This is a genomic window from Pseudomonas sp. EA_35y_Pfl2_R111, assembly GCF_963970955.1.
Taxonomy (GTDB): domain Bacteria; phylum Pseudomonadota; class Gammaproteobacteria; order Pseudomonadales; family Pseudomonadaceae; genus Aquipseudomonas.
This window is the reverse complement of record NZ_CAXAOM010000001.1, coordinates 1,355,541-1,379,068: the sequence shown is the minus strand read 5'-3', so window position 1 is coordinate 1,379,068 and position 23,528 is coordinate 1,355,541. Positions and strand designations below refer to the sequence as shown.

Annotated in this window: 18 protein-coding genes and 1 riboswitch; of the genes, 12 read left to right on the top strand and 6 right to left on the bottom strand. The window is 61.2% G+C overall.

The annotated features are described in order from the left end of the window. The first annotated feature begins 59 nt into the window (after positions 1-59). A complete protein-coding gene (waaA, locus tag AACY25_RS06625; protein ID WP_339523262.1) occupies positions 60-1,355 on the top strand; it encodes a lipid IV(A) 3-deoxy-D-manno-octulosonic acid transferase in 1,296 nt (431 codons plus the stop codon). A 132-nt stretch (positions 1,356-1,487) separates the two neighbouring features. On the opposite strand, the gene AACY25_RS06620 is transcribed toward waaA, so the two are convergent. Then, entirely contained in the window at positions 1,488-2,930 is a 1,443-nt protein-coding gene (locus AACY25_RS06620) for a TolC family outer membrane protein (protein ID WP_339523260.1), read from the bottom strand. A 220-nt stretch (positions 2,931-3,150) separates the two neighbouring features. Then, positions 3,151-3,257, top strand: a riboswitch (TPP riboswitch). 95 nt (positions 3,258-3,352) lie between these two features. Here AACY25_RS06620 and thiC point away from each other — a divergent pair. The 10 genes from thiC to AACY25_RS06570 all read left to right on the top strand — a co-directional run bounded on the left by thiC (position 3,353) and on the right by AACY25_RS06570 (position 14,599). Continuing rightward, complete coding sequence (gene thiC, locus AACY25_RS06615; protein WP_339523258.1) at positions 3,353-5,245, top strand: phosphomethylpyrimidine synthase ThiC; 1,893 nt, start codon at positions 3,353-3,355, stop codon at positions 5,243-5,245. Between the two features lie 89 nt (positions 5,246-5,334). Beyond that, entirely contained in the window at positions 5,335-5,934 is a 600-nt protein-coding gene (locus AACY25_RS06610; protein WP_339523256.1) for an NUDIX domain-containing protein, read from the top strand. Further along, positions 5,925-6,389: a DUF1249 domain-containing protein gene (locus AACY25_RS06605; RefSeq protein ID WP_339523255.1), complete on the top strand. Its 465-nt coding sequence runs from the start codon at positions 5,925-5,927 to the stop codon at positions 6,387-6,389. The genes AACY25_RS06610 and AACY25_RS06605 overlap by 10 nt, the downstream gene beginning before the upstream one ends. A 174-nt stretch (positions 6,390-6,563) precedes the next feature. Further along, on the top strand, positions 6,564-7,385 hold the full coding sequence (gene cpdA, locus AACY25_RS06600) for a 3',5'-cyclic-AMP phosphodiesterase (RefSeq protein ID WP_339523253.1): 822 nt from the start codon (positions 6,564-6,566) through the stop codon (positions 7,383-7,385). A 55-nt stretch (positions 7,386-7,440) separates the two neighbouring features. Beyond that, the gene (locus tag AACY25_RS06595; RefSeq protein WP_339523251.1) at positions 7,441-8,052 is read left to right on the top strand and encodes a YqiA/YcfP family alpha/beta fold hydrolase; all 612 of its coding nucleotides are present in this window, start codon (positions 7,441-7,443) and stop codon (positions 8,050-8,052) included. Positions 8,053-8,067: 15 nt separating this feature from the next. After that, complete coding sequence (gene parE / locus AACY25_RS06590) at positions 8,068-9,972, top strand: DNA topoisomerase IV subunit B (protein ID WP_339523250.1); 1,905 nt, start codon at positions 8,068-8,070, stop codon at positions 9,970-9,972. Beyond that, positions 9,969-10,955 carry an esterase-like activity of phytase family protein gene (locus AACY25_RS06585; protein ID WP_445262129.1) on the top strand — a complete coding sequence of 329 codons (987 nt, stop codon included), beginning with the start codon at positions 9,969-9,971 and terminating at the stop codon, positions 10,953-10,955. The genes parE and AACY25_RS06585 overlap by 4 nt, the downstream gene beginning before the upstream one ends. Beyond that, positions 10,952-11,476 (top strand): retropepsin-like aspartic protease family protein, encoded by a 525-nt coding sequence (locus AACY25_RS06580; protein WP_339523247.1) that lies wholly within the window; start codon positions 10,952-10,954, stop codon positions 11,474-11,476. Before AACY25_RS06585 ends, AACY25_RS06580 begins: the two co-directional genes overlap by 4 nt. Positions 11,477-11,483: 7 nt before the next feature. After that, positions 11,484-13,736 carry a DNA topoisomerase IV subunit A gene (gene parC, locus AACY25_RS06575; protein ID WP_339523246.1) on the top strand — a complete coding sequence of 751 codons (2,253 nt, stop codon included), beginning with the start codon at positions 11,484-11,486 and terminating at the stop codon, positions 13,734-13,736. 152 nt (positions 13,737-13,888) lie between these two features. Continuing rightward, the gene (locus AACY25_RS06570; protein WP_339523244.1) at positions 13,889-14,599 is read left to right on the top strand and encodes a PqiC family protein; all 711 of its coding nucleotides are present in this window, start codon (positions 13,889-13,891) and stop codon (positions 14,597-14,599) included. 33 nt (positions 14,600-14,632) lie between these two features. Here the strand turns inward: AACY25_RS06570 and AACY25_RS06565 are convergent, their stop codons facing one another. Beyond that, the gene (locus AACY25_RS06565) at positions 14,633-16,168 is read right to left on the bottom strand and encodes an AhpA/YtjB family protein (protein ID WP_339523243.1); all 1,536 of its coding nucleotides are present in this window, start codon (positions 16,166-16,168) and stop codon (positions 14,633-14,635) included. A 174-nt stretch (positions 16,169-16,342) separates the two neighbouring features. Here AACY25_RS06565 and serB point away from each other — a divergent pair, with 174 nt between their 5' ends. Continuing rightward, the gene (gene serB, locus AACY25_RS06560) at positions 16,343-17,557 is read left to right on the top strand and encodes a phosphoserine phosphatase SerB (RefSeq protein ID WP_090249722.1); all 1,215 of its coding nucleotides are present in this window, start codon (positions 16,343-16,345) and stop codon (positions 17,555-17,557) included. Between the two features lie 54 nt (positions 17,558-17,611). Here the strand turns inward: serB and AACY25_RS06555 are convergent, their stop codons facing one another. The 4 genes from AACY25_RS06555 to AACY25_RS06540 form a co-directional block, all read right to left on the bottom strand. Next, on the bottom strand, positions 17,612-19,681 hold the full coding sequence (locus tag AACY25_RS06555) for an EAL domain-containing response regulator (protein WP_339523242.1): 2,070 nt from the start codon (positions 19,679-19,681) through the stop codon (positions 17,612-17,614). A gap of 64 nt (positions 19,682-19,745) precedes the next feature. Next, positions 19,746-21,551, bottom strand: a complete 1,806-nt coding sequence (locus tag AACY25_RS06550) for a molecular chaperone (RefSeq protein WP_339523241.1) — start codon at positions 21,549-21,551, stop codon at positions 19,746-19,748. A gap of 232 nt (positions 21,552-21,783) precedes the next feature. After that, positions 21,784-22,644 (bottom strand): archaetidylserine decarboxylase, encoded by an 861-nt coding sequence (asd, locus tag AACY25_RS06545; protein WP_339523239.1) that lies wholly within the window; start codon positions 22,642-22,644, stop codon positions 21,784-21,786. Positions 22,645-22,680: 36 nt separating this feature from the next. Continuing rightward, positions 22,681-23,496 carry a rhodanese-like domain-containing protein gene (locus tag AACY25_RS06540; RefSeq protein ID WP_339523237.1) on the bottom strand — a complete coding sequence of 272 codons (816 nt, stop codon included), beginning with the start codon at positions 23,494-23,496 and terminating at the stop codon, positions 22,681-22,683. Between the last annotated feature and the right edge of the window lie 32 nt (positions 23,497-23,528).

The window sequence follows — 23,528 nt, the reverse complement described above, 5'->3', positions numbered from 1 at the left end:
GCTGATGCGGGCCTGCGCCTGACTCGACGGTATTGGCCAAAGTGCATAAGCTGCGCGCCATGAATAGAAGCCTCTACACCCTGTTGTTTCATCTCGGCCTGCCGCTGGTGGCCGGGCGTCTGGCCTGGCGTGCCTGGCAAGCGCCGGCCTATGTTAAACGTATCGGCGAGCGCTTTGCCATTGGCTTGCCGGCGCTCAAACCTGGCGGCATCTGGCTGCATGCGGTGTCAGTGGGCGAGAGCATCGCCGCCGCGCCGCTGGTGCGTGAGCTGCTGGCGCGTTACCCGCAGTTGCCGATCACCATTACTTGCATGACGCCGACCGGCTCAGAGCGCATTCAGGCCATGTTCGGTGGCAGCGAGTACGCCGGGCAGGTGCAGCATTGCTACCTGCCGTATGACTTGCCCTGGGCGGCGGCGCGTTTTCTCGGTCGCGTGCAACCCAAGCTGGCCGTGATTATGGAAACTGAGCTATGGCCCAACCATATCCACCAGTGCGCCAAGCGCGGCATTCCGGTGGCGCTGGCCAATGGTCGGCTGTCCGAGCGCTCGGCCCGTGGTTATGCGCGTTTTGCCAACCTCACTGCGCCGATGCTCGCCGAGCTGGATTTGCTGGCGGTGCAGACAGCGCTGGAAGCCGAACGCTTTAGCAGCCTGGGTGCGCGGCCTGAGTACGTTGAAGTCACCGGCTCGATCAAGTTTGATCTGACCATTGATCCGGCGCTGCTGAACCGTGCCGCTGCCTTGCGTGAGCAATGGCAGGCCACGCAGCGCCCCGTATGGATCGCCGCGAGCACCCATGCCGGTGAAGACGAGATCGTGCTCGCCGCCCACCGTGAGCTGCTCAAGCAGAAGCCTAATGCGCTTTTGATTCTGGTGCCGCGCCATCCCGAGCGCTTCAATGCCGTGTTCGAGCTGTGCCAACGGCAGGGGTTCCGCTCGCGGAGACGCTCCACGGGCGAGGACGTACAGGCAGTTGATCAAGTGCTGCTCGGTGACACCATGGGCGAGCTGCTGTTTCTCTATGCCCTGGCTGATATCGCCTTTGTTGGCGGCAGCCTGGTGGCCAATGGCGGGCATAACCTGCTGGAGCCTGCGGCGCTGGGCAAGCCAGTGCTGAGCGGGCCGCACCTGTTCAACTTCCTAGAAATTGCTGCGCAGTTGCGTGCTGCTGGGGCGCTGAGTGAGGTTGCTGATGCCGAGGGTCTGGCGCAGCGAGTCGCGCAACTATGGCGTGAGCCTGAAGCGGCGCAGGCCATGCGTGATGCTGGGTTGGCCGTGATGCAGGCCAATCAAGGCGCACTGGCGCGTTTGTTGGCAGGTCTGGGGCGGTTGCTTGAGGGTAAGTCGCAATAGGCTATGTAGGAGCGGCGGGGGTGCCTAACCCATGCCCGCGAAATTGCAATCGCGGGCATGGCCCGCTCCTACATGGGTATCGGTCATAAAAAAGCCCGCTGAATTCAGCGGGCTTTTTTGTTGGATACTAACTCAGTACTGCGGGTTGCCACGCAGCTGGGCTTCGGCGGCTTTGGCCAGGTCCGGCGGGAGGAAGTCTTCGTCCGGGTTGTAGTCGGATTTCAGGTATTGCTCCAGGGCGGCCAGGTCGTCCGGGCTGAGGGTGCCGGCGGCCTGCTTCAAGCGCAGGTTGTTGAGGATGTAGTCGTAACGCGCGTTGTTGTAGTTGCGCACCGAGCTGTACAGCTGGCGCTGGGCGTCGAGTACGTCAACGATGTTACGCGTGCCGACTTGATAGCCGATCTCGGTGGCTTCCAGGGCGCTCTGGTTGGAAATGATCGACTGCTTGCGCGCTTGCACGGTTTCCACGTCGGTATTCACCGCGCGGTGCAGGTTGCGGGTGTTCTGCACCACCTGGCGACGCAGGCTTTCACGCAGCTGCTCGGTCTGGTTAAGGCGCTGGTAGGACTCGCGCACCTGGGAGCTGGTCAGGCCACCGCTGTACAGCGGAATATTCAGTTGCAGACCAATCGAGCGTTGTTCGACATCACCGCTGAAGCGACTGACGCTGGCGGCGTTGTTGCTGAAACCGAGGCTGTCGTTGTCACCTTTCTGGTAGCTGGCCACCGCATCCAGGGTCGGCGCATGGCCGGATTTGCGCTGGCGCAGGGTTTCTTCGGCGGCTTCAACGGCGTAGTTGCTGGCTTGCAGGTTGAGGTTCTGCGCGGCAGCGGTGTCGACCCAGGCCTTGGCGTCATTCGGCGTCGGCGCGAGGATTGGCAGGCTGTGCTCAATGCCTTCAAGGGAGACAAAGTCACGATTGGTCAGGGTGATCAGCGCCTCGAAGGCATCTTCAACCTGTTGCTGGGCGATGATGCGGTTGGCGCGGGCGGTGTCGAAGCCGGCCTGGGCTTCCAGTACGTCGGTCTTGTCCGAAAGACCAACATCGAAGCGCTCGTTGGCTTGATCAAGCTGACGTTTGAACGCCGCTTCTTCCGCCTTGGTCGAGGCCAAGTTGTCTTGGGCGCGCAGCACCGCGAAGTAGGTCTCGGCGCTTTGTAAAATCAGGTTCTGTTCGGTGGCGGACAGCTCCAGCGCAGCCTGCTCATTTGTCGCCTCGGCGGCCTGCAACTGGAACCAGCGGTCGGCGCGGAACAGCGGCTGGCTGAGGTTCGCCTGGTACACCGTGCCGCTGCGCGAGCTGGTAATGGCCGGTGAGTCGACCTTGGTGCGGGTGTCGCTCAAATTGGCGCCGGCAGACAGGTTAGGCAGCAGGCCGGCGCGGGCCTGGGGGACCACTTCGCTGCGCGCTTCATAATCCGCACGGGCGGCGGCCAGGTCGGCATTGTTGGCGGCGGCTTCCTGGTAAACCGTGACCAGGTCAGTTTTGGTGGACAGCGGGGCTTGTTCAGCAGCCCAGGCCATTCCGTTGGACGCGGCGGCCACAGCGAGAGCCAGAGAGAGTCTGCGCAACATGGAGGTGATCCTGATTTTGGCGGTAATCGACAAGGCTATAGGGGCGCTGCCTAGAGGGTCAAGATTTGTCTGGGGCTGAGTGAGTGTAGATTGCAACAAGCCATGGCGTGTTCTGTGTGCCGGATATTTGTAGTGGTTGCCAGCGTCACTTTCCGACGCGTGGGTCATAAGAAATTGACTCCCGAGTTGGTTTTATTGGCTGGGGTTGATTAGACTGGCCGCGTTCTTGTCGGGGTGCCCCAATTGCGGGGCTGAGATTGGCAGCTGCCGGATCCCGTTGAACCTGATCAGGTTAAGGCCTGCGTAGGGAACAAGATGTGCTCGCCTTTCCCCTGGCGAGCCTCTGGCACCGCCCCTGGTGCGCCTTTCGCCGCTCATTTATCTCCAGGTTCGCTCCGACATATAGCCCTGGAGAGCCGCCGATGAGCACACAAGAAAAAAACCTCAATCCGATCCTGAGTGAGTCAGCCCAGGTCGACCAACAGTCGATCCAACCCTTCCCGCGTTCGCAGAAAGTCTATGTGCAGGGCTCGCGCCCGGACATCTTGGTGCCGATGCGCGAGATCAGCCTGGACGTCACCCCTACCGACTTCGGCGGCGAGATCAACGCGCCCGTGGTGGTCTACGACACCTCCGGCCCGTACACCGACCCGAATGTGATCATCGACGTGCGCAAGGGCCTGGCCGATGTGCGCTCGTCATGGATCGAAGCGCGTGGTGACACCGAGCGCCTGCCTGGCCTGAGCTCCAATTTCGGCCAGCAGCGCCTCGCCGATGCCGAGCTGACCAAGCTGCGTTTTGCCCACGTCAACAACCCGCGCCGCGCCAAGGCCGGGGCTAACGTGAGCCAGATGCACTACGCGCGCAAAGGCATCATCACCGCCGAGATGGAATACGTTGCCATCCGCGAGAACATGAAGCTGGAAGTGGCGCGTTCCGCCGGCCTGCTCGATCAGCAGCACGCCGGCCACAGCTTCGGCGCCAGCGTGCCGAAAATCATCACTCCCGAATTTGTTCGTGAAGAGATCGCCCGTGGCCGCGCAATCATCCCGGCCAACATCAACCACACCGAACTGGAACCGATGATCATCGGCCGTAACTTCCTGGTGAAGATCAACGGCAATATCGGCAACTCGGCGCTGGGTTCTTCGATTGAAGAAGAAGTGGCCAAGCTCACCTGGGGTATTCGCTGGGGCTCGGACACGGTCATGGACCTGTCCACCGGCAAGCACATTCACGAAACCCGCGAGTGGATCATCCGCAACTCACCAGTGCCGATCGGTACCGTACCGATCTACCAGGCTTTGGAAAAAGTCGGCGGCGCAGCCGAGGAACTGACCTGGGAGTTGTTCCGCGACACCCTGATCGAGCAAGCCGAGCAGGGCGTGGACTACTTCACCATTCACGCCGGCGTGTTGCTGCGCTATGTGCCGATGACCGCCAAACGAGTCACCGGCATCGTTTCCCGTGGCGGTTCGATCATGGCCAAGTGGTGCCTGGCGCACCATAAAGAGAACTTCCTCTACACCCATTTCGAAGACATCTGCGAAATCATGAAGGCCTACGACGTCAGCTTCTCGCTGGGCGATGGCCTGCGTCCGGGCTCGATTGCCGACGCCAACGACGAGGCGCAGTTCGGCGAGCTGGAAACCCTCGGCGAGCTGACCAAGATCGCCTGGAAGCACGACGTGCAGACCATGATCGAAGGCCCCGGTCACGTGCCGATGCAGCTGATCAAGGAGAACATGGACAAGCAGCTCGAATGCTGTGACGAGGCGCCGTTCTACACCCTCGGCCCGCTAACTACCGACATCGCGCCGGGCTACGATCACATCACCAGCGGCATCGGTGCGGCGATGATCGGCTGGTTCGGTTGCGCCATGCTCTGTTACGTTACGCCCAAGGAGCACCTGGGCCTGCCGAACAAGGATGACGTGAAGACCGGGATCATTACCTACAAGATCGCTGCGCACGCTGCGGACTTGGCCAAGGGCCATCCGGGCGCGCAGATTCGCGACAACGCACTGAGCAAGGCGCGCTTCGAGTTCCGCTGGGAAGATCAGTTCAACCTTGGCCTGGACCCCGACACCGCCCGCAGCTATCACGACGAAACGCTGCCCAAGGACTCGGCCAAGGTGGCACACTTCTGCTCCATGTGCGGGCCGAAATTCTGCTCGATGAAGATCACCCAGGAAGTTCGCGTCTATGCTGAAGAGCAACGCATTGCCGCACTCGACCTGGATGCCGAGGCGGGCATGCAAGCCAAGGCAGCCGAGTTTAAGGCGCAGGGTGCGCAGCTCTACCACAAGGTCTGATAGAGCTTTTGCTGCGCCATGTTTCGGCGCAGCATAGGGTGTAACCAGGACGGGCCTTCGGGCCCGTTCCTGTTGAATAGGGGATGGATATGCAGCGAGATGATGTTGAGATAATTGAGCGCGAGAGCTGCTTTAGCGGTTTCTACAAACTCGATCGGCTGCGTTTGCGCCATCGCCAGTTTGCGGGTGGCATGGGGCCGGAACTTAGCCGCGAGCTGTTTGTGCGCTTTGATGCGGTGTGCGTATTGCCCTACGACCCGCAGCGCGATTGCGTGGTATTGATCGAGCAGTTCCGCGTTGGTGCGATGGAGAAAAGTGCCAATCCCTGGCTGCTGGAGCTGGTCGCTGGCTTGATCGACAAGGACGAAGAGCCCGAAGAAGTCGCGCGCCGCGAAGCTATCGAGGAGGCGAATCTGCCGCTGACCTCGTTGTGGCCAATTACCCAATACTACCCATCCCCCGGCGGCTCGGATGAGCGAGTGCACTTGTTTGTTGGCCGCTGCGACAGCGAAGGTGCCGGCGGTGTGTATGGTCTGGCGGAAGAAGGCGAGGACATTCGCGTGCATGTCTGGCCACTGGAAGATGCCCTGGATGCGGTCAAAGACGGGCGTATCGACAATGCCGCCAGCATCATCGCTTTGCAGTGGTTGGCGCTGAACCGCGTCGAAGTGCGGGGACTGTGGTCGTGAACCTGCTGCGCGAGCGTTATCGGGTCGATCTGGTCGAGCTGCAGACTGCTTGCGAACTCAACTATGTACGCCTGCTGCAGTTACTGCCGAACATGCGCGGGGATACGGATGAGCGTCAGCAGATTCGCCGCGTGGCGCTCAGTCAAGGTGAGCATCTGCTCGGTGTGCTGGCCCTTGAGGTGCTGGAGACCTGTCCGTATACCTCAACCATCGAAGTGCGTCAGGAACACAGCCTGTCCTGGTTACCGGTGCCGCGTCTGGAGGTACGGGTCTATCACGATGCGCGCATGGCCGAGGTGGTCGGTACGCAGAGTGCGCGGCGCTTCCACGGCATTTATCCCTATCCAAATGCCGCCATGCACCAACCGGATGAGAAGACCCAGCTCAATCTGTTTCTGGGTGAGTGGCTAAGCCATTGCCTGGCCTGCGGTCACGAACTGGCTCCAGTACGTTAGGCTTTTTTCTCTTTCTGCTGATAATCAGGCGCAGGCGCATTATTGCGATACGCGCTAGCCTAAGGTTGGGCGCTGGATTTACAGCGGGCGTTCTGTGATCTATTCCCCTTTCGCGGGTTTACCGCCCACAGGGCTACCCAGCATAATTCACGCATTCCGCTCAAGGAGAAGGTCTTGCCGGGCGCGCCGACTAAAACCACTGCTGTTGATCGCTCGGTACTGCTGGTGCAGTTGTCCGATAGTCACCTGTTTGCCGACGGAGCAGGCAAGCTATTGGGCATGGATACCCAGGACAGCTTGCAGCGGGTGATTGAGCGCGTGTTGCAGGAGCAGCCGCAGATTGACCTGATCCTGGCCAGTGGCGACCTCTCGCAGGACGGCAGCGCTGAGTCCTACCAGCGTTTCCGCGAGATGACCGCCGGCATCCCCGCGCCCGCGCGCTGGTTCCCCGGCAACCATGATGAAGTGCCGGCGATGCAGGCGGTCTGCGTTGGCAGTGATCTGCTGGAGCCGGTGATCGATCTCGGCAACTGGCGCGTAATTCTGCTCGACTCTTCGATCCCTGGTGCCGTGCCCGGTTACCTCAGCGATCAGCAACTGGCTTTGCTGGAGCGTGCGCTAAGTGAGGCGCCGGATCGTCATCACCTGATCTGCCTGCACCACCATCCGGTGTCCATCGGTTGCAAATGGATGGAGCCCATCGGCCTGCGCAATCCGGACGCCCTGTTTGCCGTGCTGGAGCGTTTCAGTCAGGTGCGTGCGGTGCTCTGGGGGCATATCCACCAGGAGCTTGATCAGCAGCGCGGCCCGATCCGTCTGCTGGCGTCGCCCTCGACCTGCGTGCAGTTCGCCCCGGGCAGCGAGGAGTTTCAGGTCGATAAAACCGCACCAGGCTATCGCTGGCTGCGTCTGTTCGACGATGGCCGCCTGGAAACCGGGGTGTCGCGGGTGACTGGTATCAAGTTCGAAATCGATTACACCATCAAGGGCTATTGAGCCGCTTGGCTAACCGGTTGCAGCCGGTCGCCGCAACCGGTTAGCCTCCCGCCCCATGACCACATCCATTCTCTATATTCACGGGCTTAACAGCTCGCCGGCATCGCTCAAAGCCAGCCAGTTGCAGCGCGCCATGGCGCAGCTGGGCCTTGATGCGCAGCTGCGGGCGCCGGCGCTGCATCACCACCCACGTCAGGCAATTGCCCAGCTCGAAGCGCTTATAGCCGAGCTTGGTCGGCCCGTGCTGGTTGGCAGCTCGCTGGGCGGCTACTATGCGACCCACTTGGCCGAACGCCATGGGTTGCCGGCTCTGGTGATCAACCCCGCCGTGCGCCCGCACCTGCGTTTCGACGGCTACCTGGGCCCGCAGAAGAACTATTACAGCGATGAGACCTGGGAGCTGACGGCCGACCATGTAACGGCCTTGGCCGAGCTTAATGTGACAGTGCTGCAAGATCCGGCGCGCTATCAGGTGTGGTTGCAGACCGCTGACGAAACCCTCGATTACCGCGATGCCCAGAGCTATTACCGCGCCTGCGCGCTGCGTATCCAGGCTGGTGGCGATCACGGCTTTCAGGGTTTTGCCGAGCGTTTGCCGATGCTTTTCGCTTTCGCCGGTATTCCTCGCCATCTGTGGCAGGATATCGACTTTTCCGCTCTCAATTGACGAACAAGAGACCCCATGGCCCAGCAAGGTTCTAGCTCTTACAACGCCGATGCCATCGAAGTCCTTTCCGGCCTCGACCCGGTGCGCAAACGCCCGGGCATGTACACCGACACCAGCCGGCCCAATCACCTGGCCCAGGAAGTCATCGACAACAGCGTCGACGAAGCACTGGCCGGGCATGCCAAATCGATTCAGGTGATCCTGCACGAGGACAACTCCCTGGAAGTGCTCGACGACGGTCGCGGCATGCCAGTGGACATTCACCCGGAAGAGGGCGTGCCAGGGGTCGAACTGATCCTCACCAAGCTGCACGCCGGCGGCAAGTTCAGCAACAAGAACTACCAGTTCTCCGGCGGCTTGCACGGCGTGGGTATCTCGGTGGTCAACGCGCTGTCGACCAGCGTGATCGTTACGGTCAAGCGCGACGGCAACGAATACCAGATGAGTTTTGCCGATGGCTACAAGGCCAGCGACCTGGCCGTGGTCGGCACTGTGGGTAAGCGCAACACCGGCACCAGCGTGCATTTCTGGCCGGATGCCAAATATTTTGACTCCTTCAAGTTCTCGGTCAGCCGCCTCAAGCACGTACTAAAAGCCAAGGCGGTGTTGTGCCCGGGGCTGTCCGTCAGCTTTGAGGACAAGGCCAGCGGCGAGAAAGTCGAATGGATGTACGAAGACGGCCTGCGCTCCTACCTGGTGGATGCGGTCAGCGAATTTGAACGGCTACCTAATGAACCCTTCTGCGGCAGCCTAGCGGGTAACAAGGAAGCGGTAGATTGGGCGCTGCTGTGGCTGCCGGAAGGCGGCGATGCGGTGCAGGAAAGCTACGTCAACCTGATCCCCACCGCTCAGGGCGGCACTCACGTCAACGGCCTGCGCCAGGGCTTACTGGACGCCATGCGCGAGTTCTGCGAGTTCCGCAGCCTGCTGCCGCGCGGGGTCAAGCTGGCTCCGGAAGACATCTGGGAGCGCATTGCCTTCGTTCTGTCGATGAAGATGCAGGACGCGCAGTTCTCCGGGCAGACCAAGGAGCGTCTGTCGTCCCGTGAGGCGGCAGCCTTTGTTTCCGGTGTGGTCAAGGACGCCTTTAGCCTGTGGCTTAACGGCCACCCGGAGCTGGGCCAGCAGCTTGCCGAACTGGCCATCAGCAACGCCAACCGCCGCCTCAAGGCCGGCAAGAAGGTTGAGCGCAAACGCATCACCCAGGGGCCGGCGCTGCCTGGCAAGCTGGCCGATTGCGCCGGTCAGGACCCGATGCGCTCCGAATTGTTTCTGGTGGAAGGTGATTCCGCTGGTGGTTCGGCCAAACAGGCGCGCGACAAGGAGTTTCAGGCGATCCTGCCACTGCGTGGGAAGATTCTGAATACCTGGGAAGTCGATGGCAGCGAAGTGCTGGCCAGCCAGGAAGTACACAACATTGCCGTGGCGGTTGGCCTCGATCCGGGCTCCAGCGATCTCTCGCAGCTGCGCTACGGCAAGATCTGCATCCTCGCCGACGCCGACTCCGATGGCCTGCACATCGCGACTTTGCTCTGCGCGTTGTTCGTCCAGCATTTTCGCCCGCTGGTGGATGCCGGCCACGTCTATGTCGCCATGCCGCCGCTGTACCGCATCGACCTGGGCAAAGAAATTTTTTACGCCCTGGATGAAGCCGAGCGTGACGGCATCCTCGACCGTCTGGTGGCCGAGAAGCGCCGTGGCAAGCCGCAGGTCACTCGCTTTAAAGGCCTGGGTGAGATGAACCCGCCGCAGCTGCGCGAAACCACCATGGACCCGAACACTCGGCGTCTGGTGCAGCTGACCCTGGAAGACTATCCAGGTACCCAGGAAATCATGGACATGCTGCTGGCCAAGAAGCGCGCCGGCGACCGGAAATCCTGGCTGGAGTCCAAGGGTAACCTGGCCGAGGTGTTGCTCTGATGCAGCGGCTTTTGGCTGTCTGCCTATTGTTTTGCTCACCCTGGCTGGCGAATGCGTCCGCATTGGAAGAACTGAAACTGCTCAACGAGCAGGCGGTCAGTGGCATCAGTGGTGGCAACTTGTCCGGGTTGGCCTGGTGCGATGGCGCGCTGTGGGCGGTTTCCGATCGTGATGATCAGCAGCTGTATCGCCTCGAGTCCGAGGAGTCGCAGTGGCAGGCTACGGCCGAGACCTTAGTCGCGCCGCCTGCGCCGGATATGCAGCTGCCCTGGGGTTTGCGCATGCGCAGCTGGGCCGCCGGCCTGGTACGCGGTGGTGAGCTGGATTTCGAGGGCATCAGTTGTGACGCTCTCGGTAACCGTTACCTAGTCAGTGAGGCAAAAGCGGCCGTGCTGCAGTTGCCCATGGTTGGCGAGCCGAACTGGCTGAAACTGCCTCGCGGGCTGGTTCGCCAGGCGCGCGCCAGCGGCATGTTGTTGCACTACAACTCGTTGTTCGAAGGTATTGCCATCGACCCTGCAGGCGAGCGCCTGTATCTAGCGGCCGAGCGCATGCGTCGCGGCTTGCTGGTGGCGCACAAGCAAAATGCCCTTTGGCGTTGCACCGGTGGCTGCGTGCTGTTTAGCGAGGCGGGCACGGAGCCGGCACCGGAGCAGTTGGGCGCGAAAGAACAACCGCGGGATTTCTCCGGTCTGGCCTTCCATAACGAAAAGCTGTTTACCCTTGAGCGGCAGGCGCACCGTATCTGTCGGCGCAGCCTGAGCAGTGGCCAGGTCGAGAAATGCTGGTCGTTTGCCGCTGAAGCGCTGACCCCGGAGCGCCTTTATCCGCCGTCCTATGGCCTGGCCGAGGCGTTGTGGGTGGATCAGGCCGGCGCGTGGGTGGGTGTTGATAACAGCCACTTCAGTCGTGCCGACGGTGAATCGCGGCCGATTATCTGGCGTTTTGCCGCGCCCAATGGCGGTTGGGGCAGCAAGCCGTGAGCGAGCAGCCTGCCGGCAAGCGTGCCGGGCGCGTGATGCTGGTGCTGGCCTGGGGCGCTGCGTTGCTGCTGGCGACCAAGTTCTTTGGCGACTGGGAGGACGCCCAGCGCAACCCCAATCAGACGCCTGAGTCGTTGCATGGCAGTGGTTATGTCGAAGTGCATTTGGCCAGCAGTCGCCAGGGCCACTATATGGCCGGCGGCAAGATCAACGGCGAGGCGGTGACCTTTCTTCTTGATACCGGTGCGACGCAGGTCGCGGTGCCGACTGAAGTGGCGCAGCGCCTGGGTTTGCAGGCCGGTGCGGCAATTACCATCAGCACCGCCAATGGCCGCGCCACAGCGCACCGTACGCGTCTACAGCGCTTGCAGCTGGGCGATATCGTACTGACCGATGTAGAAGCTTTGATTGCCCCCGGTATGGGCGGCGATGACGTATTACTGGGCATGAGTGCCCTGAAACAACTCGAATTTACCCAGCGCGGTGGCACCTTGATGCTGCGCAAATCAACCTTGCAATGAGGCACGCATGAGCGAATCCCTCGATTTGAGCCTGGACGGTGTCGAACGCCGTTCCCTTGCCGATTTTACCGAGCAGGCTTACCTCAATTACTCCATGTACGTGATCATGGACCGCGCGCTGCCGCATATCGGCGACGGCTTGAAGCCGGTGCAACGGCGCATCGTCTACGCCATGAGCGAGTTGGGCCTGGACGCTGATTCCAAGCACAAAAAATCGGCGCGTACTGTCGGTGACGTGCTCGGCAAGTTCCACCCACACGGCGACAGCGCCTGCTACGAAGCCATGGTGCTGATGGCGCAGCCGTTCAGCTACCGCTACACCCTGGTCGACGGCCAGGGCAACTGGGGTGCGCCGGATGATCCGAAGTCCTTCGCCGCCATGCGTTATACCGAGGCGCGCCTGTCGCGTTACTCGGAAGTGCTGCTCACCGAGCTGGGCCAGGGCACCGTGGATTGGGTGCCGAACTTCGACGGCACCATGAATGAGCCGGCGACCTTGCCGGCGCGCCTGCCGAATATCCTGCTTAACGGCACCACCGGTATCGCTGTGGGCATGGCCACCGACGTGCCGCCGCATAACCTGCGCGAGGTCGCGACAGCGTGCATTCGCCTGCTGGACGAGCCGAACGCCACGGTTGAGCAGCTCTGTGAACATATCCTCGGCCCGGACTACCCGACCGAAGCGGAAATCATCACCCCGCGCAGCGACCTGCTGAAAATCTACGAAACCGGCAAGGGCTCGGTGCGTATGCGCGCCGTGTACCGCGTTGAGGATGGCGATGTGGTGGTCACGTCGCTGCCGCATCAGGTGTCCGGGGCTAAGGTGCTGGAGCAGATCGCCGCGCAGATGCAGGCGAAGAAGCTGCCGATGGTCGCCGACCTGCGCGATGAATCGGACCACGAACACCCTTGCCGCATCGTCATCATCCCGCGCTCCAATCGGGTGGATGCCGACGAGCTGATGCAGCACCTGTTCGCCACCACCGAGCTGGAGTCCAGCTACCGGGTCAACACCAACGTGATTGGCCTGGATGGCAAACCGTCGGTAAAAGACCTGCGCACTCTGCTCACCGAGTGGTTGCAGTACCGCGTCGGCACCGTGCGCCGTCGCCTGCAGTTCCGTCTGGATAAGGTCGAGCATCGCCTGCACCTGTTGGAGGGCCGCTTGATTGCGTTCCTCAACCTCGACGAAGTGATCCGCATCATCCGCACCGAGGATTCGCCCAAGCCGGTGCTGATGGAGCGCTTCGGCCTTACCGAGATCCAGGCCGAGTACATCCTTGAAACCCGCCTGCGTCAGCTCGCGCGGCTTGAGGAAATGCAGATACGTGGCGAGCAGGACGAGCTGGCCAAGGAGCGCGACAAGCTGCTGGCCCTGCTAGGTAGTGAAACCAAGCTGAAGAAACTGGTACGCCAGGAAATTCTCGCTGACGCCGAGAAGTACGGTGACGATCGCCGTTCACCTATCGTTGCCCGCGCCGAAGCCAAGGCGCTGAGCGAAACCGAGCTGATGCCAACCGAGCAGGTCACCGTGGTGATCTCGGAGAAAGGCTGGGTGCGTTGCGCCAAGGGGCACGATATCGACGCCACCGGCCTGTCGTACAAGGCCGGTGACGGCTTCAAGACTGCCGCGCCGGGCCGTTCGAACCAGTACGCGGTGTTTATCGACTCCACCGGGCGCAGCTACTCGCTGACGGCGCATTCGCTGCCATCTGCCCGTGGTCAGGGCGAGCCGCTGACCGGGCGCCTGACACCGCCGCCGGGGGCAACCTTCGAGTGCGTGTTGCTGCCCGATGACAATGCGTTGTATGTGATTGCCTCCGATGCCGGCTACGGCTTTGTGGTCAAGGGTGAAGACCTGCAAGCCAAGAACAAGGCCGGCAAGGCCTTGCTCAGCCTGCCAGCCGGCGCGCTAGTGGTGCCACCGAAACCGCTGGCTAACCGTGAAGAGGACTGGCTGGCGGCGGTGACCACCGAAGGCCGTTTGCTGCTGTTCCCGGTGCGTGATCTGCCGCAACTGGGCAAGGGCAAGGGCAACAAGATCATCGGCATCCCTGGTGAGCGAGTGGCCAGCCGCGAGGAGTACCTTACCGATTTGGCCGTGCTACCCGTCGGAGCGACCCTGGTGTTGCAGGCCGGTAAGCGTACCCTGTCGCTCAAGGCTGATGACCTGGAGCACTACAAAGGCGAGCGCGGGCGGCGTGGCAACAAGCTGCCCCGCGGTTTCCAGCGCGTCGATAGCCTATTGGTTGAAGCCTAGGGCTAGCCCTGGGCATAAGTCGTAACAAGTGCTGCGCTGGAGTAGCGGGCGGCTTTCAAGGATGATACTGGCCGCAAGGTGGGCTGACCCAAAGGTCCACTTGCACCTCTTTTGGTATACATGCTGGCAGCTTTGCCGGCTGGATGAGTGAGATGATCCCACTGCGTTTCCCCGGAACTCTGCTATTGGCTGGCGTTCTTGGTCTGGCTGGCTGTACGCACTTTCAACAAGCGCCGCTGTATCAGCTCGATAGCGGCGATATTCACGTACCTGCGACCGAGCAGGGCATTGCGGTGCTACTCGGCCCGATCGCAGTTGCCGATTACCTGCAGCGCGAAGCCTTATTGCAGCGCCAAGCTGACGGCAGCCTGACCGTCGCCGATGATGCCAGCTGGGCCGGCAGCCTAGCGGCTGACATCGATCAGCAACTCTTGCGTCAGCTGGCTTCGCGATTAGACAGCCAGCGCCTGGTGCTGGCTCCTACCACCGCGGGCTTTGTGCCGCAGGTGCGCCTGGGGTTGGCAATTACCCGTTTGGATTCCGGCCCGCAGCGTCCTGCTGTGCTGGAAGCCCAGTGGCGCTTGGCGGGTGGCGATGGCAAGTTGCTCGATGGGCGTCTGGTGCGTCTGGAGGAAGCCCATAGCGGCACTATTGTTGATCAAGTGCGGGCGCAGAGTCTGCTGCTGCAACAACTGGTTGAGCAGCTGGCGATCGCCATCGAAACCCATGGCACGCCAGTGCCACCAATCGCTGCGCCCGCGCCGGTGCGTAAGCCGGCACCGGTAAAGCCTGTGCCCCCGGCTCCCCCTCGGATTCCAGTGGTGGAGCCCATGCGTGATGAAAGCGAGGTCTTCCGCTTCTAGCAGGCGCTCCTAGCGCTTGTCTGGGGCGTGCGATTAGTTGCTTTCGTGCATACGCGCCAGCTGGCGCTCCAGCAGCGATGGGTAGGGTTCCAGCAGACGTTCCACACAGCAAGCACCTTGCGGGCTGGCGATGGCGCGAATGCGCGCACGCTGGCTGACCAGGGCATCGTCGGCAATGCTGCGCTCGACCAGCAGCAGGTTGCGGCTGTGCTGTGACAGCGCCAGGGCGTTCTGCGCCGTCTCGCTGAGCAGCAGGTCGCCCTGGCTGAGGTCGCTGAGGTTTTCGCCCAGCGTCAAACCAAGTTGCAGTTGCAGGGTGATGCCGCTGTCGGCTACTTCGATCTGCAGGGCATGACCGAGCGCGCGCATCAGCTCGCCGCAACAGATGGCGTGGGTCAGGTAGTCCTCACCAATATCCAACTGGTGAAACAGCATCAGGCTGCTGCCGTCGCTGAGGGTATGCAGCTCGCCCTGATACAAGTTGGCGGCCCGGTCCAGACAGTCACGGTAGCGTTGCAACAACTCCATCAGGCGCGTGCGCGGCAGGCGGCGCAGCTGCTCCTGCGCGCCTAGCTGAATCGCCAGCACGGCACTAGGCAGCGGTTCTTGAGTCACGGATGCTGGAGCGGGTTCCTGCGTGGGCTGATCGCGCAACTCGGAAAACGGATCGTCCATTGCGCTGTCGGCGTATGGGGCGTCATCGTCATGGAGAGGCTCGATTAACTCGTCTTGATCATCGAAACGATCATCGTGCAGATCACGCACTGCGAAGTCCGGCTCATCATCGAACGATTCAGGTAGATAGTCGTCATCGTCCTGGGCGACTGGCTCGTCGTCGTAGAACGGCTCTTCCTCTTCTTCTGATACAGCTGGCTTTTCCGGCACCAGGCGCGCTTGCAGCTGGCGCGCCAGATCACCGATTTCGTCCTGGCGGCCAGCGCCTGGCGCGGGATCATCCGGATCGCGAAGCCATACCCGCAACTGCAGCAGCGGGGTGGAGATATGCCGCCCTAGGCGCATGCTCAAGGACAGGGTTAAGGCCAGCAAAATCAGGCTGAGAATGCCCATGCTCTGCAGACTGATGGTCATTGGTTGCTGGAATTGCTGCATGTCGAGGCTGATGCGCAGCTGTCCGGCGATCACCTCCTGGAAGGTGATCGGCGTCGAATACAGCCCTTCGGTTTCGCCGAGCATGCTCTGGCTCGGGCGCGAGCCGGCTTCGGCGAGAATGCGGTTGTCCACGCTGTAGATGGCGGCGTGGGCTACCAGTGGGTTTTTCACCAGGTTATTGAGCAGTACGTTGAGACTGAGGATGTCGTTGGACACCAGCAGCTCGGTCGCCGAGGCGGCCGTCTGGGTGATCAGGCTGGTGCCCAGGGCTTCGGCCTGCTGCTGCATGGCGTGCTTGAACTGCATGCCGATCACCCAGCCATAGATCACCAGGGCCAGGGCCACCAGCAATAGGCTATGGCTGACAATGCGCAGCGCCAGGGGGATGCGCCGTTGGCGCAGGGCCTGGAACAACAGCAGAAAGAAATTATCGGGTTTTACGGGGGCGGGCCGGTTCACAGAGCTCGGCTCATGTCGACTGTAGTTGGCGCGCAGTATAGCGGCGCCCCGGCAGCGGGCAAAGCGCCGTGCGTGGCTGTTTACCGCTGAAAATGGGTAGAATGTGCGCCTTTTCCACGGCTTGTGACTCGTTCAGCAAGCCGTTGCCCCTGACGCTGTACTGGAGACCGAGCCTTGCGCGAAATCGTCCTGATCAATATCACCGGCGAAGATCGCCCCGGTTTGACTGCTGCCATCACTGGTGTACTGGCCCAGGGCGGGGTGAATATCCTCGATATTGGCCAGGCGGTGATCCATGACACCCTGTCGTTCGGCATTCTGGTGGAAATCCCCGATACCGAACGCGCCTCGTCGGTGCTCAAGGACATTCTCTTTACTGCCTACAAGCTGGACCAGCAGGTGCGCTTCACCCCGGTATCCGAGGCCGATTACCAGCAGTGGGTGAGTGGTCAGGGTAAGGCTCGGCATATCGTTACCCTGCTAACGCGCAAGGTCACCGCTGAGCAGTTGCAGCGCGTCAGTGCCATCACCGCGCGTTATGACCTGAATATTGATCATATTGACCGTCTATCCGGGCGTATGCCGCTGGATATGCCGGCTGAGCAAGGCAAAGGCTGTATCGAGTTTTCCGTTCGTGGCGAACCGGCTGATCCGGCAGCCCTGCGTGCCGAATTCCTTAGCGTGGCGCAGGAGCTGAATGTCGATATCGCCTTCCAGCGTGATTCGCTGTTCCGGCGTAATCGCCGCCTGGCGGTGTTCGATATGGATTCGACGCTAATTGAGGCTGAAGTAATCGACGAGCTGGCCAAGGCCGCAGGCGTGGGTGAGCAGGTTTCGGAAATCACCGAACGTGCAATGCGCGGCGAACTGGATTTCGCCGCCAGCTTCCGCGAGCGCTTGGCGCTGCTGAAGGGCTTGCCGGAAACCGTGTTGGCGGATATCGGCGCTTCGCTGCGCCTGACCGAAGGCGCGGAGACGCTGTTTAGCGAACTGCGCCGTCTGGGTTATAAGACTGCGATCCTATCTGGCGGCTTTACCTACTTTGCCAAGCAGCTGCAGGCCAAGCTAGGCATCGATTATGTGTTTGCCAATGAACTGCAGATCGTCGATGGCCTGGTCACTGGGGTGGCGGTTGAGCCGATTGTCGATGCTCAGCGCAAGGCTGACTTGCTGCGCGAGCTGGCGGCCAAGGAAGGGCTGCGTCTGGAACAGACCATCGCCGTCGGCGATGGCGCCAACGACCTGCCGATGCTGGCGATTGCCGGTCTGGGCGTGGCGTTTCGCGCCAAGCCGCTGGTCAAACAGTCGGCCAAGCAGGCCATTTCTACCCTTGGTCTGGATGGCATCCTCTACCTGCTCGGTTTTCGTGACCGGGATGGCTTGGAGTAAAGCGTTCCCTCAATAAAAAAGCCGCCCGAGGGCGGCTTTATTTGTCGGCGTAAATTACTCGTCGCCGGCCGAGAAGTCGTAATCCATCGACTGGCTCGGGCCCTGCAGGTAATGCCCCTGGATATAGTTGACCCCGGCCTGCCAGAGAGTGGCCAGCACGCTGGCGCTCTCGACAAAGGGCACGATGGTCAGCTTGGCCTGGGAGTGCAGGCTGGCCAGCAGGGTTTTCAGTGCCTCCTGGCTTTCGACATTGCTCAGGTCCTGGGAGAAGGAACTGTCGACTTTGACGAAGTCGATATGCAGGTGCTTAAGCGTGTTGAACGGATTCAGCGAACAACCGAACTGGGTCAGTGCGGTTTTGCAGTGCAGTTCGTTGAGGCCTTGGGTAATGGCCTTGGCCTGTTTGAGGTAGGCAATCGCATCCGGCTCGCTGAACTGGAACACCAGCGAGTCTGATGGCAGGCGTGCGGCTTTCAGGGCTACGCTAAGCCACGGCAGCAGGGTCTGGTCCTGCAGGCTGGCGCTCGACAAGTGCACGAACAGGCGGGTGTTGTGGCCCTTGCTGCGATGGTCGGCGAGCAGCTTGATCGAGTTGAGGATCACCCATCGATCGATTTTCTCAGCCAGGCCAGCATCCTTGGCGGCATTGAACAGTTCCACGGGCGGGATTTCCTCGCCCTGCGGGTTGATCAGGCGCAGCAGCGCTTCATAGTGCTCAAAGCTGTCGCCGCGCAGGCTGATGATCGGCTGGAACAGCAGGCGGAAGCTGTTCTTCTCCAGCGCCTGTTGAATCATCGCGACGATGTTGCCGCGACTTGCCGCTGCGGCCAGCTCATCCGCCGGGTTAAACACCTTGATGGCGTTGCCATCGCTCAGCTCGTCGGCGCAGCGGTGAGCGCGATCGACCACTTCCTGGGCCTTGGCGGTTCTCTCGTTGAGCCCGGCCACGCCAATCGACAAGGTGCTTTGTACGGTGCGGCCGCTGACGTCGAACAAATGGCTTTCGACCTTTTTCAGCAGGCTGTTCAGGTTCTCTAGAGTCCGTTCTGGGCTGACGCCAGGCTGCAACACCGCAAATACGTCATCGCCAAAACGCGCCAGCTGTGCGTCAGGGCTAAAGTGCGCGCGCAGCAGGTTGGCCAGATCGGTCAGCAGAATATCGATACCTGCCAGGCCGATATCGGCAAGCAGGCTGGCATAGCTGTCGACTTGGATATAAGCCAGGGTAGATGGTTGTCCGGCGTTTACCGCCCGCTCAGCCGCGCCATCCATCAACTCGATGAAATGGATGCGATTGAACAGGCCGGTGACCAGGTCCTGGCTGCTGATTTCGCGCAGTTTCTCTTCCAACTCGGCATTGCTGGTTTCGGCGCGAATTACCACCTGGATGCAGGGCTCGCCATCGTAGGTGGCCGGGGAGAAACTCATCTGCGCAGGGAAACTCTGGCCGTTGGCCTTGATTCCGGTGCAGCTGAGCTCGGCGCTGCCATCGGCGCTTTGGTAGTTTTTCAGGAAGTCTTTAAAGTTGACCTGATCACAGCCAGCGATCAGATCGATCATCGGCATGCCTTCCAGTTCATCGGCATCTTCGTAGGCGAACAGCTCCAGGTAGGCGCGGTTGGCGTAGATATGCATGCCGTCATGCACATAGGTAATGGCATCGACGGAGCTGTCGAGCAGCAGCTGGCAGCGCTTTTCCGTCTCGCGCAGCGCCACTTCTGAGGCGCGCCGGGCGCGGCGTTCTTCCAGATTGGCCAGCTCGCGCTTGGCGACCAATACCAGGCGCTCGTCTTCACCTTGTGGCAATGCGTCCTGGGCGCCGAGCATCAAGGCTTCGGTGATGCTGTCGGAGTCATTGTCAGCGAGCAACTGGATAACCGGAATATCCTTCGCCTGCCGACGGATCGCGCCAATCGCTTCACTCGGTGCCAGCTGTTCGCTGCTTGGTGCGCAGATCAACAAGTCCCAGCTTTGCTGCAGGGCTTCGTTGAGGTCTTCGCTGGAACTCAGGCGATGCACGCGCGTTGCCCGCCCGGCATTACGGAACAGGCTGACCAGGCGCTCGGCCTCGTTCTGCGAGTCTTCAAGTATCAGTAGCCGAATGGTTTTTTTTTCGATGGCCATGGTGTGGTATCAAATCTGCGCCGAACGGGCGCGAAAAGGCGACAAAAGGGAGTGCGTCGGCAATCTACAGCGACTTCCAGAGGGAGTCAAAGTCTTCCTCCCCGCCTGGCGTGCGGCCTTTCGGCGCTGTGACAGGCTTCCCGTGCTCACTGCTGATCTGCTCGACGCCGCGGTATTCGAACTGGTTGAAGCTACCGGTGCTGGTTTGTCGGCGGCTGAGCACTGCTCGATGCTCGCTGCCGTTCAGATTGATGCTGACCTTGTTGCCTTCTTGAAACGGCAGGCGCGCGGTAATCAGGCTGGCCGGCCTTGAAATGGCGCTGATTTCTGGCAGCAGCAGGGCGCGCAGATACTGACTATTCTGTTCGGCCTTGCGCACCAGCTGCAGGCCACAGGCTTGGGCATGCGGGGCGATTAACTCGATGCCCATCTGCGTGCCGCCACCCCTTACCTGACGAATCCAGCGCACCACGGCAATGCTCCAGCCTTGTTGCGGCAGGCTTTGTACGCCGAGCAGTTCGCCTGCCTGGAGCTGGCTGGGCACATCCTTCGGCCACGACAGGCAATAGCCGCCAGGGCTGATGTTGACAATGGCTACTTCAAAAACTGGATAGCTATCCGCGCTGTTGCTGTCGGCGCTCTGAGTCGTACTTTCCGGTTGGTTGTACTGGATTTCTTCGAAGGGCAGGCCGTTTTCCCACAGGTTGTTCTTTTGCGCATCGAACGCATTTGACCAGACATCTGGCGCGCCGGTGTCAGCCTTGAATACCGCCGCATTGGTCGTAACCGGTAGCTGTAGCACTTCGTTGAATGGGCGTTTGCCCGCCAGGTAAAAATGCAGCGCGCTCATGCCAATGCATAGCGTCAGGGCGCCTTGGCCTTGGCTGCGCTGGAAGGTGCGTTCGGCAATATCGCCCCAGGCAGCAGCCAGATGCTGCAGCATGTCGTGACTGAACCCCTCGGGCACAGTCAGGCGCGATTGAGCAATGCTCTCGGCCGGCAGCAGCAGGTGCTCCTTGATGGCGTCCACGAGCTGGCTGGGGTCGATCCCTAGCGCTTTGTGCAACTCGTTTTGCTGGAACAGCGAGACATAGCGCGGTGGACCATCCAGTTGCGGCGCAACCGCGAACAGGCTGGTGGGCTCGTTGCCGGGCTGTAGGGTGACCAGTGCGCTCCAGGGCTCGAGTACTTCGGCCAGGCGCGCGATAGCGCTTTGGCGCATTTGATTGCAGCGTGCACAACCGAGCAGCAGGGCGACCAAATAGCTTTGTTCAGTGCTCAGGCCTTGTGTGCGCAGTGCCTGGTTGTCCCGAATCATGGTCTTGTGCAGGCCGCGCGCCAAGGCGATCTGATAGAGCTGATGCAGCTCAAGCCAGAGTCCTTCAGGGACCGGGCAGTACAGCTGGCTCGCGCGAATCAATGGGCCGCACAGGCTGTGGGTGGCGCGCTGCAGAGCAACGGCAAGCAGTTGATGGCGTTCGCGGCCAGGTTGTCCCGCCAGGCGCGAAACGATCAGTTTATAACCCACTGCGAGGTGGTTCTGCAGGGCCTGACAGAGGTTGGCAACCTTGCGCGGGCGCTCATCGAGGACGATGGCCTGGTTAAGAAAGTGTTTTTCCAGTTGTTTGCAGACGAAGTAGATTTCCGGGCGAAGGATTTCCAGCAGTTGCAGGCGATTTTCCGAGGGCGTCAGCAGCTGATTGAGCTCGACTAGTGCTTGGTAAAGCTGGCGTGCGGTTTCGCCAATATTGGCTTTGGGCAAGCCATCAACCCATTTCTTTAGATCACGAGGGCTGGCTTCGCAGAATGACAGGCTTTGCTTGTCCGGCGTGGTGACGCGCAGCAGCAAGTGAGAATTCTGTTTATCCATCTAAATCGGATACTCCAGCGCACGGGCAAGGCAGGTGAGTCTAGGAATTATGTTTCGACTCTAGCAGCATCTCGCGCCTCCCGCAGCCATGTCCTTGGCTGGGTTGCCAAGCTTGCGCGACACACAAATCATCTGGAAGTCATTGTTGTGACTGGTTTTCGTAGGCAGAGGTTCACTCTGATCTGTCGTCCCGGCACTGTCCGCGCACGCTGACAGCCCCGGCTTGGGCGATTTAGCCGCGTGCTGCGGCGAGACGCTGGCCCATCCTGACTGGGCTGTTGGCGGTCAGTTCTTCGGCCCACTGCACCTGTTCTGGACCAAACAGCACGATGGCCGTGGAGCCCAGCTTGAAGCGCCCGAGTTCCGCGCCTTTTTCCAGCATGATCGGTGCGCGCGCAGCGTCGTCGTAACTGAATGTTTTCAGTGTGCGTTTTGGCGGCGTGACCAGGCCCGCCCAGACGGTTTCAATCGATGCCACAATCATTGCACCGACCAGTACCACGGCCATTGGGCCGCGTTCGGTATCGAACAGGCACACTACGCGCTCGTTACGGGCAAATAGCTCGGGCACATTTTCCGCCGTGGTCTGATTCACCGAAAACAGCCGACCCGGCACGTAGACCATTTCTTTTAGGGTGCCGGCCAGCGGCATGTGCACGCGGTGGTAGTCCTTGGGCGAAAGGTAGATGGTGGCGAAATCGCCGCCCATAAAGGCGGCAGCACGCTCACTGTCGCCGCCCAGTAGCTCGATCACGCTGAAGCTGTGGCCTTTGGCCTGAAAGACCCGGCCTTGTTCGATTTTGCCAAGCTGGCTGACCGCGCCGTCAGCCGGGCTGAGCACTGCGCCAGGGGTGCTATCGAGCGGACGAGCGCCGTCTTTCAGGGCGCGGGTAAAGAAATCATTGAAGTGGGCAAAGGCGCTCAGGTCTTCGACCTGGGCTTCGCTCATGTTGACTTGGTACTGCTTGGCAAACCAGGTGATCAGGCGGTTCTTGAACCAGCCCGCGCGGCATTCGGCTGCGCAGCCGATCAGGCGAGAGAGCAGGTGGTGCGGCAGCAGGTACTGGCTGAGGATAAACAGGCGATCTTTCATTGGCGTTCCTTAAAGTGGCTGGCGGTCTGCGGGTACTTAGCGCTCGACCGGGGTGTCCGGATGGTTGCCCCACTCGCCCCAGGAGCCGGCGTAGGCTTTTACCCGTGGATAGCCGAGGAGCTTGGCGACTAGGTAGGTAAAGCCGGAGCGGTGGTGGGTCTGGCAGTGGGTGATGATTTCTTTGTCGGCCGTGATGCCGAGGCTATTGAGTTGCGCCTGGATGTCCTGACGAATACGCAGCGCACGGGCTGGGTCCATGCCTGCAGTCCATTCGAAATTGATGGCGCCGGGGATATGCCCAGCTTTTTGTGCCAGGGCCTTTTCACCGCTGTATTCGCTTGGCGCACGCGCATCCCAGATGGCCAGGTCGGCGGCGCCAAGGCGGCTTTGCAGGTATTCACGGGTAGCGGTTGGCGTTGCATCCAGCTGCAGTGCAACAGCCTGTGTGCCGGCAATCGGCACTGTGGTGCTGAGCTCGCGCTCTTCTGCCAGCCAGGCTTGTAGGCCGCCATCCAGGTAGTGGTAACGCTGGTGGCCGATCACATCCAGCAGCCAGATAAAGCGCCCAGCCCATCCGCCGCCTTCATCGTCATACACCACATAGACGGCGTCGGGGTTGTGGCCCAGCTCGCCGAACAATTGCTCAAGCTGCGCCTGCTCAGGCAGCAAGCCAGGTGCTGGCGGCTGGCCCAGTTGGGTGCGTTTGGGGTCGACAAAGCGGGCGCCGGGGATATGCCCGGTGGCGTAGCGGGCGCTGCTGGTCAGGTCGACCAGGATCAGCTCGGGCGCATCCAGGCGGCTGGCCAGTTGCGCGGGTTCGATCAGCAGGGGCAACTCAGCGAAGGCGGTCATGCCGGGCCTCTTTTGGCGGGAAAGGGACGGAT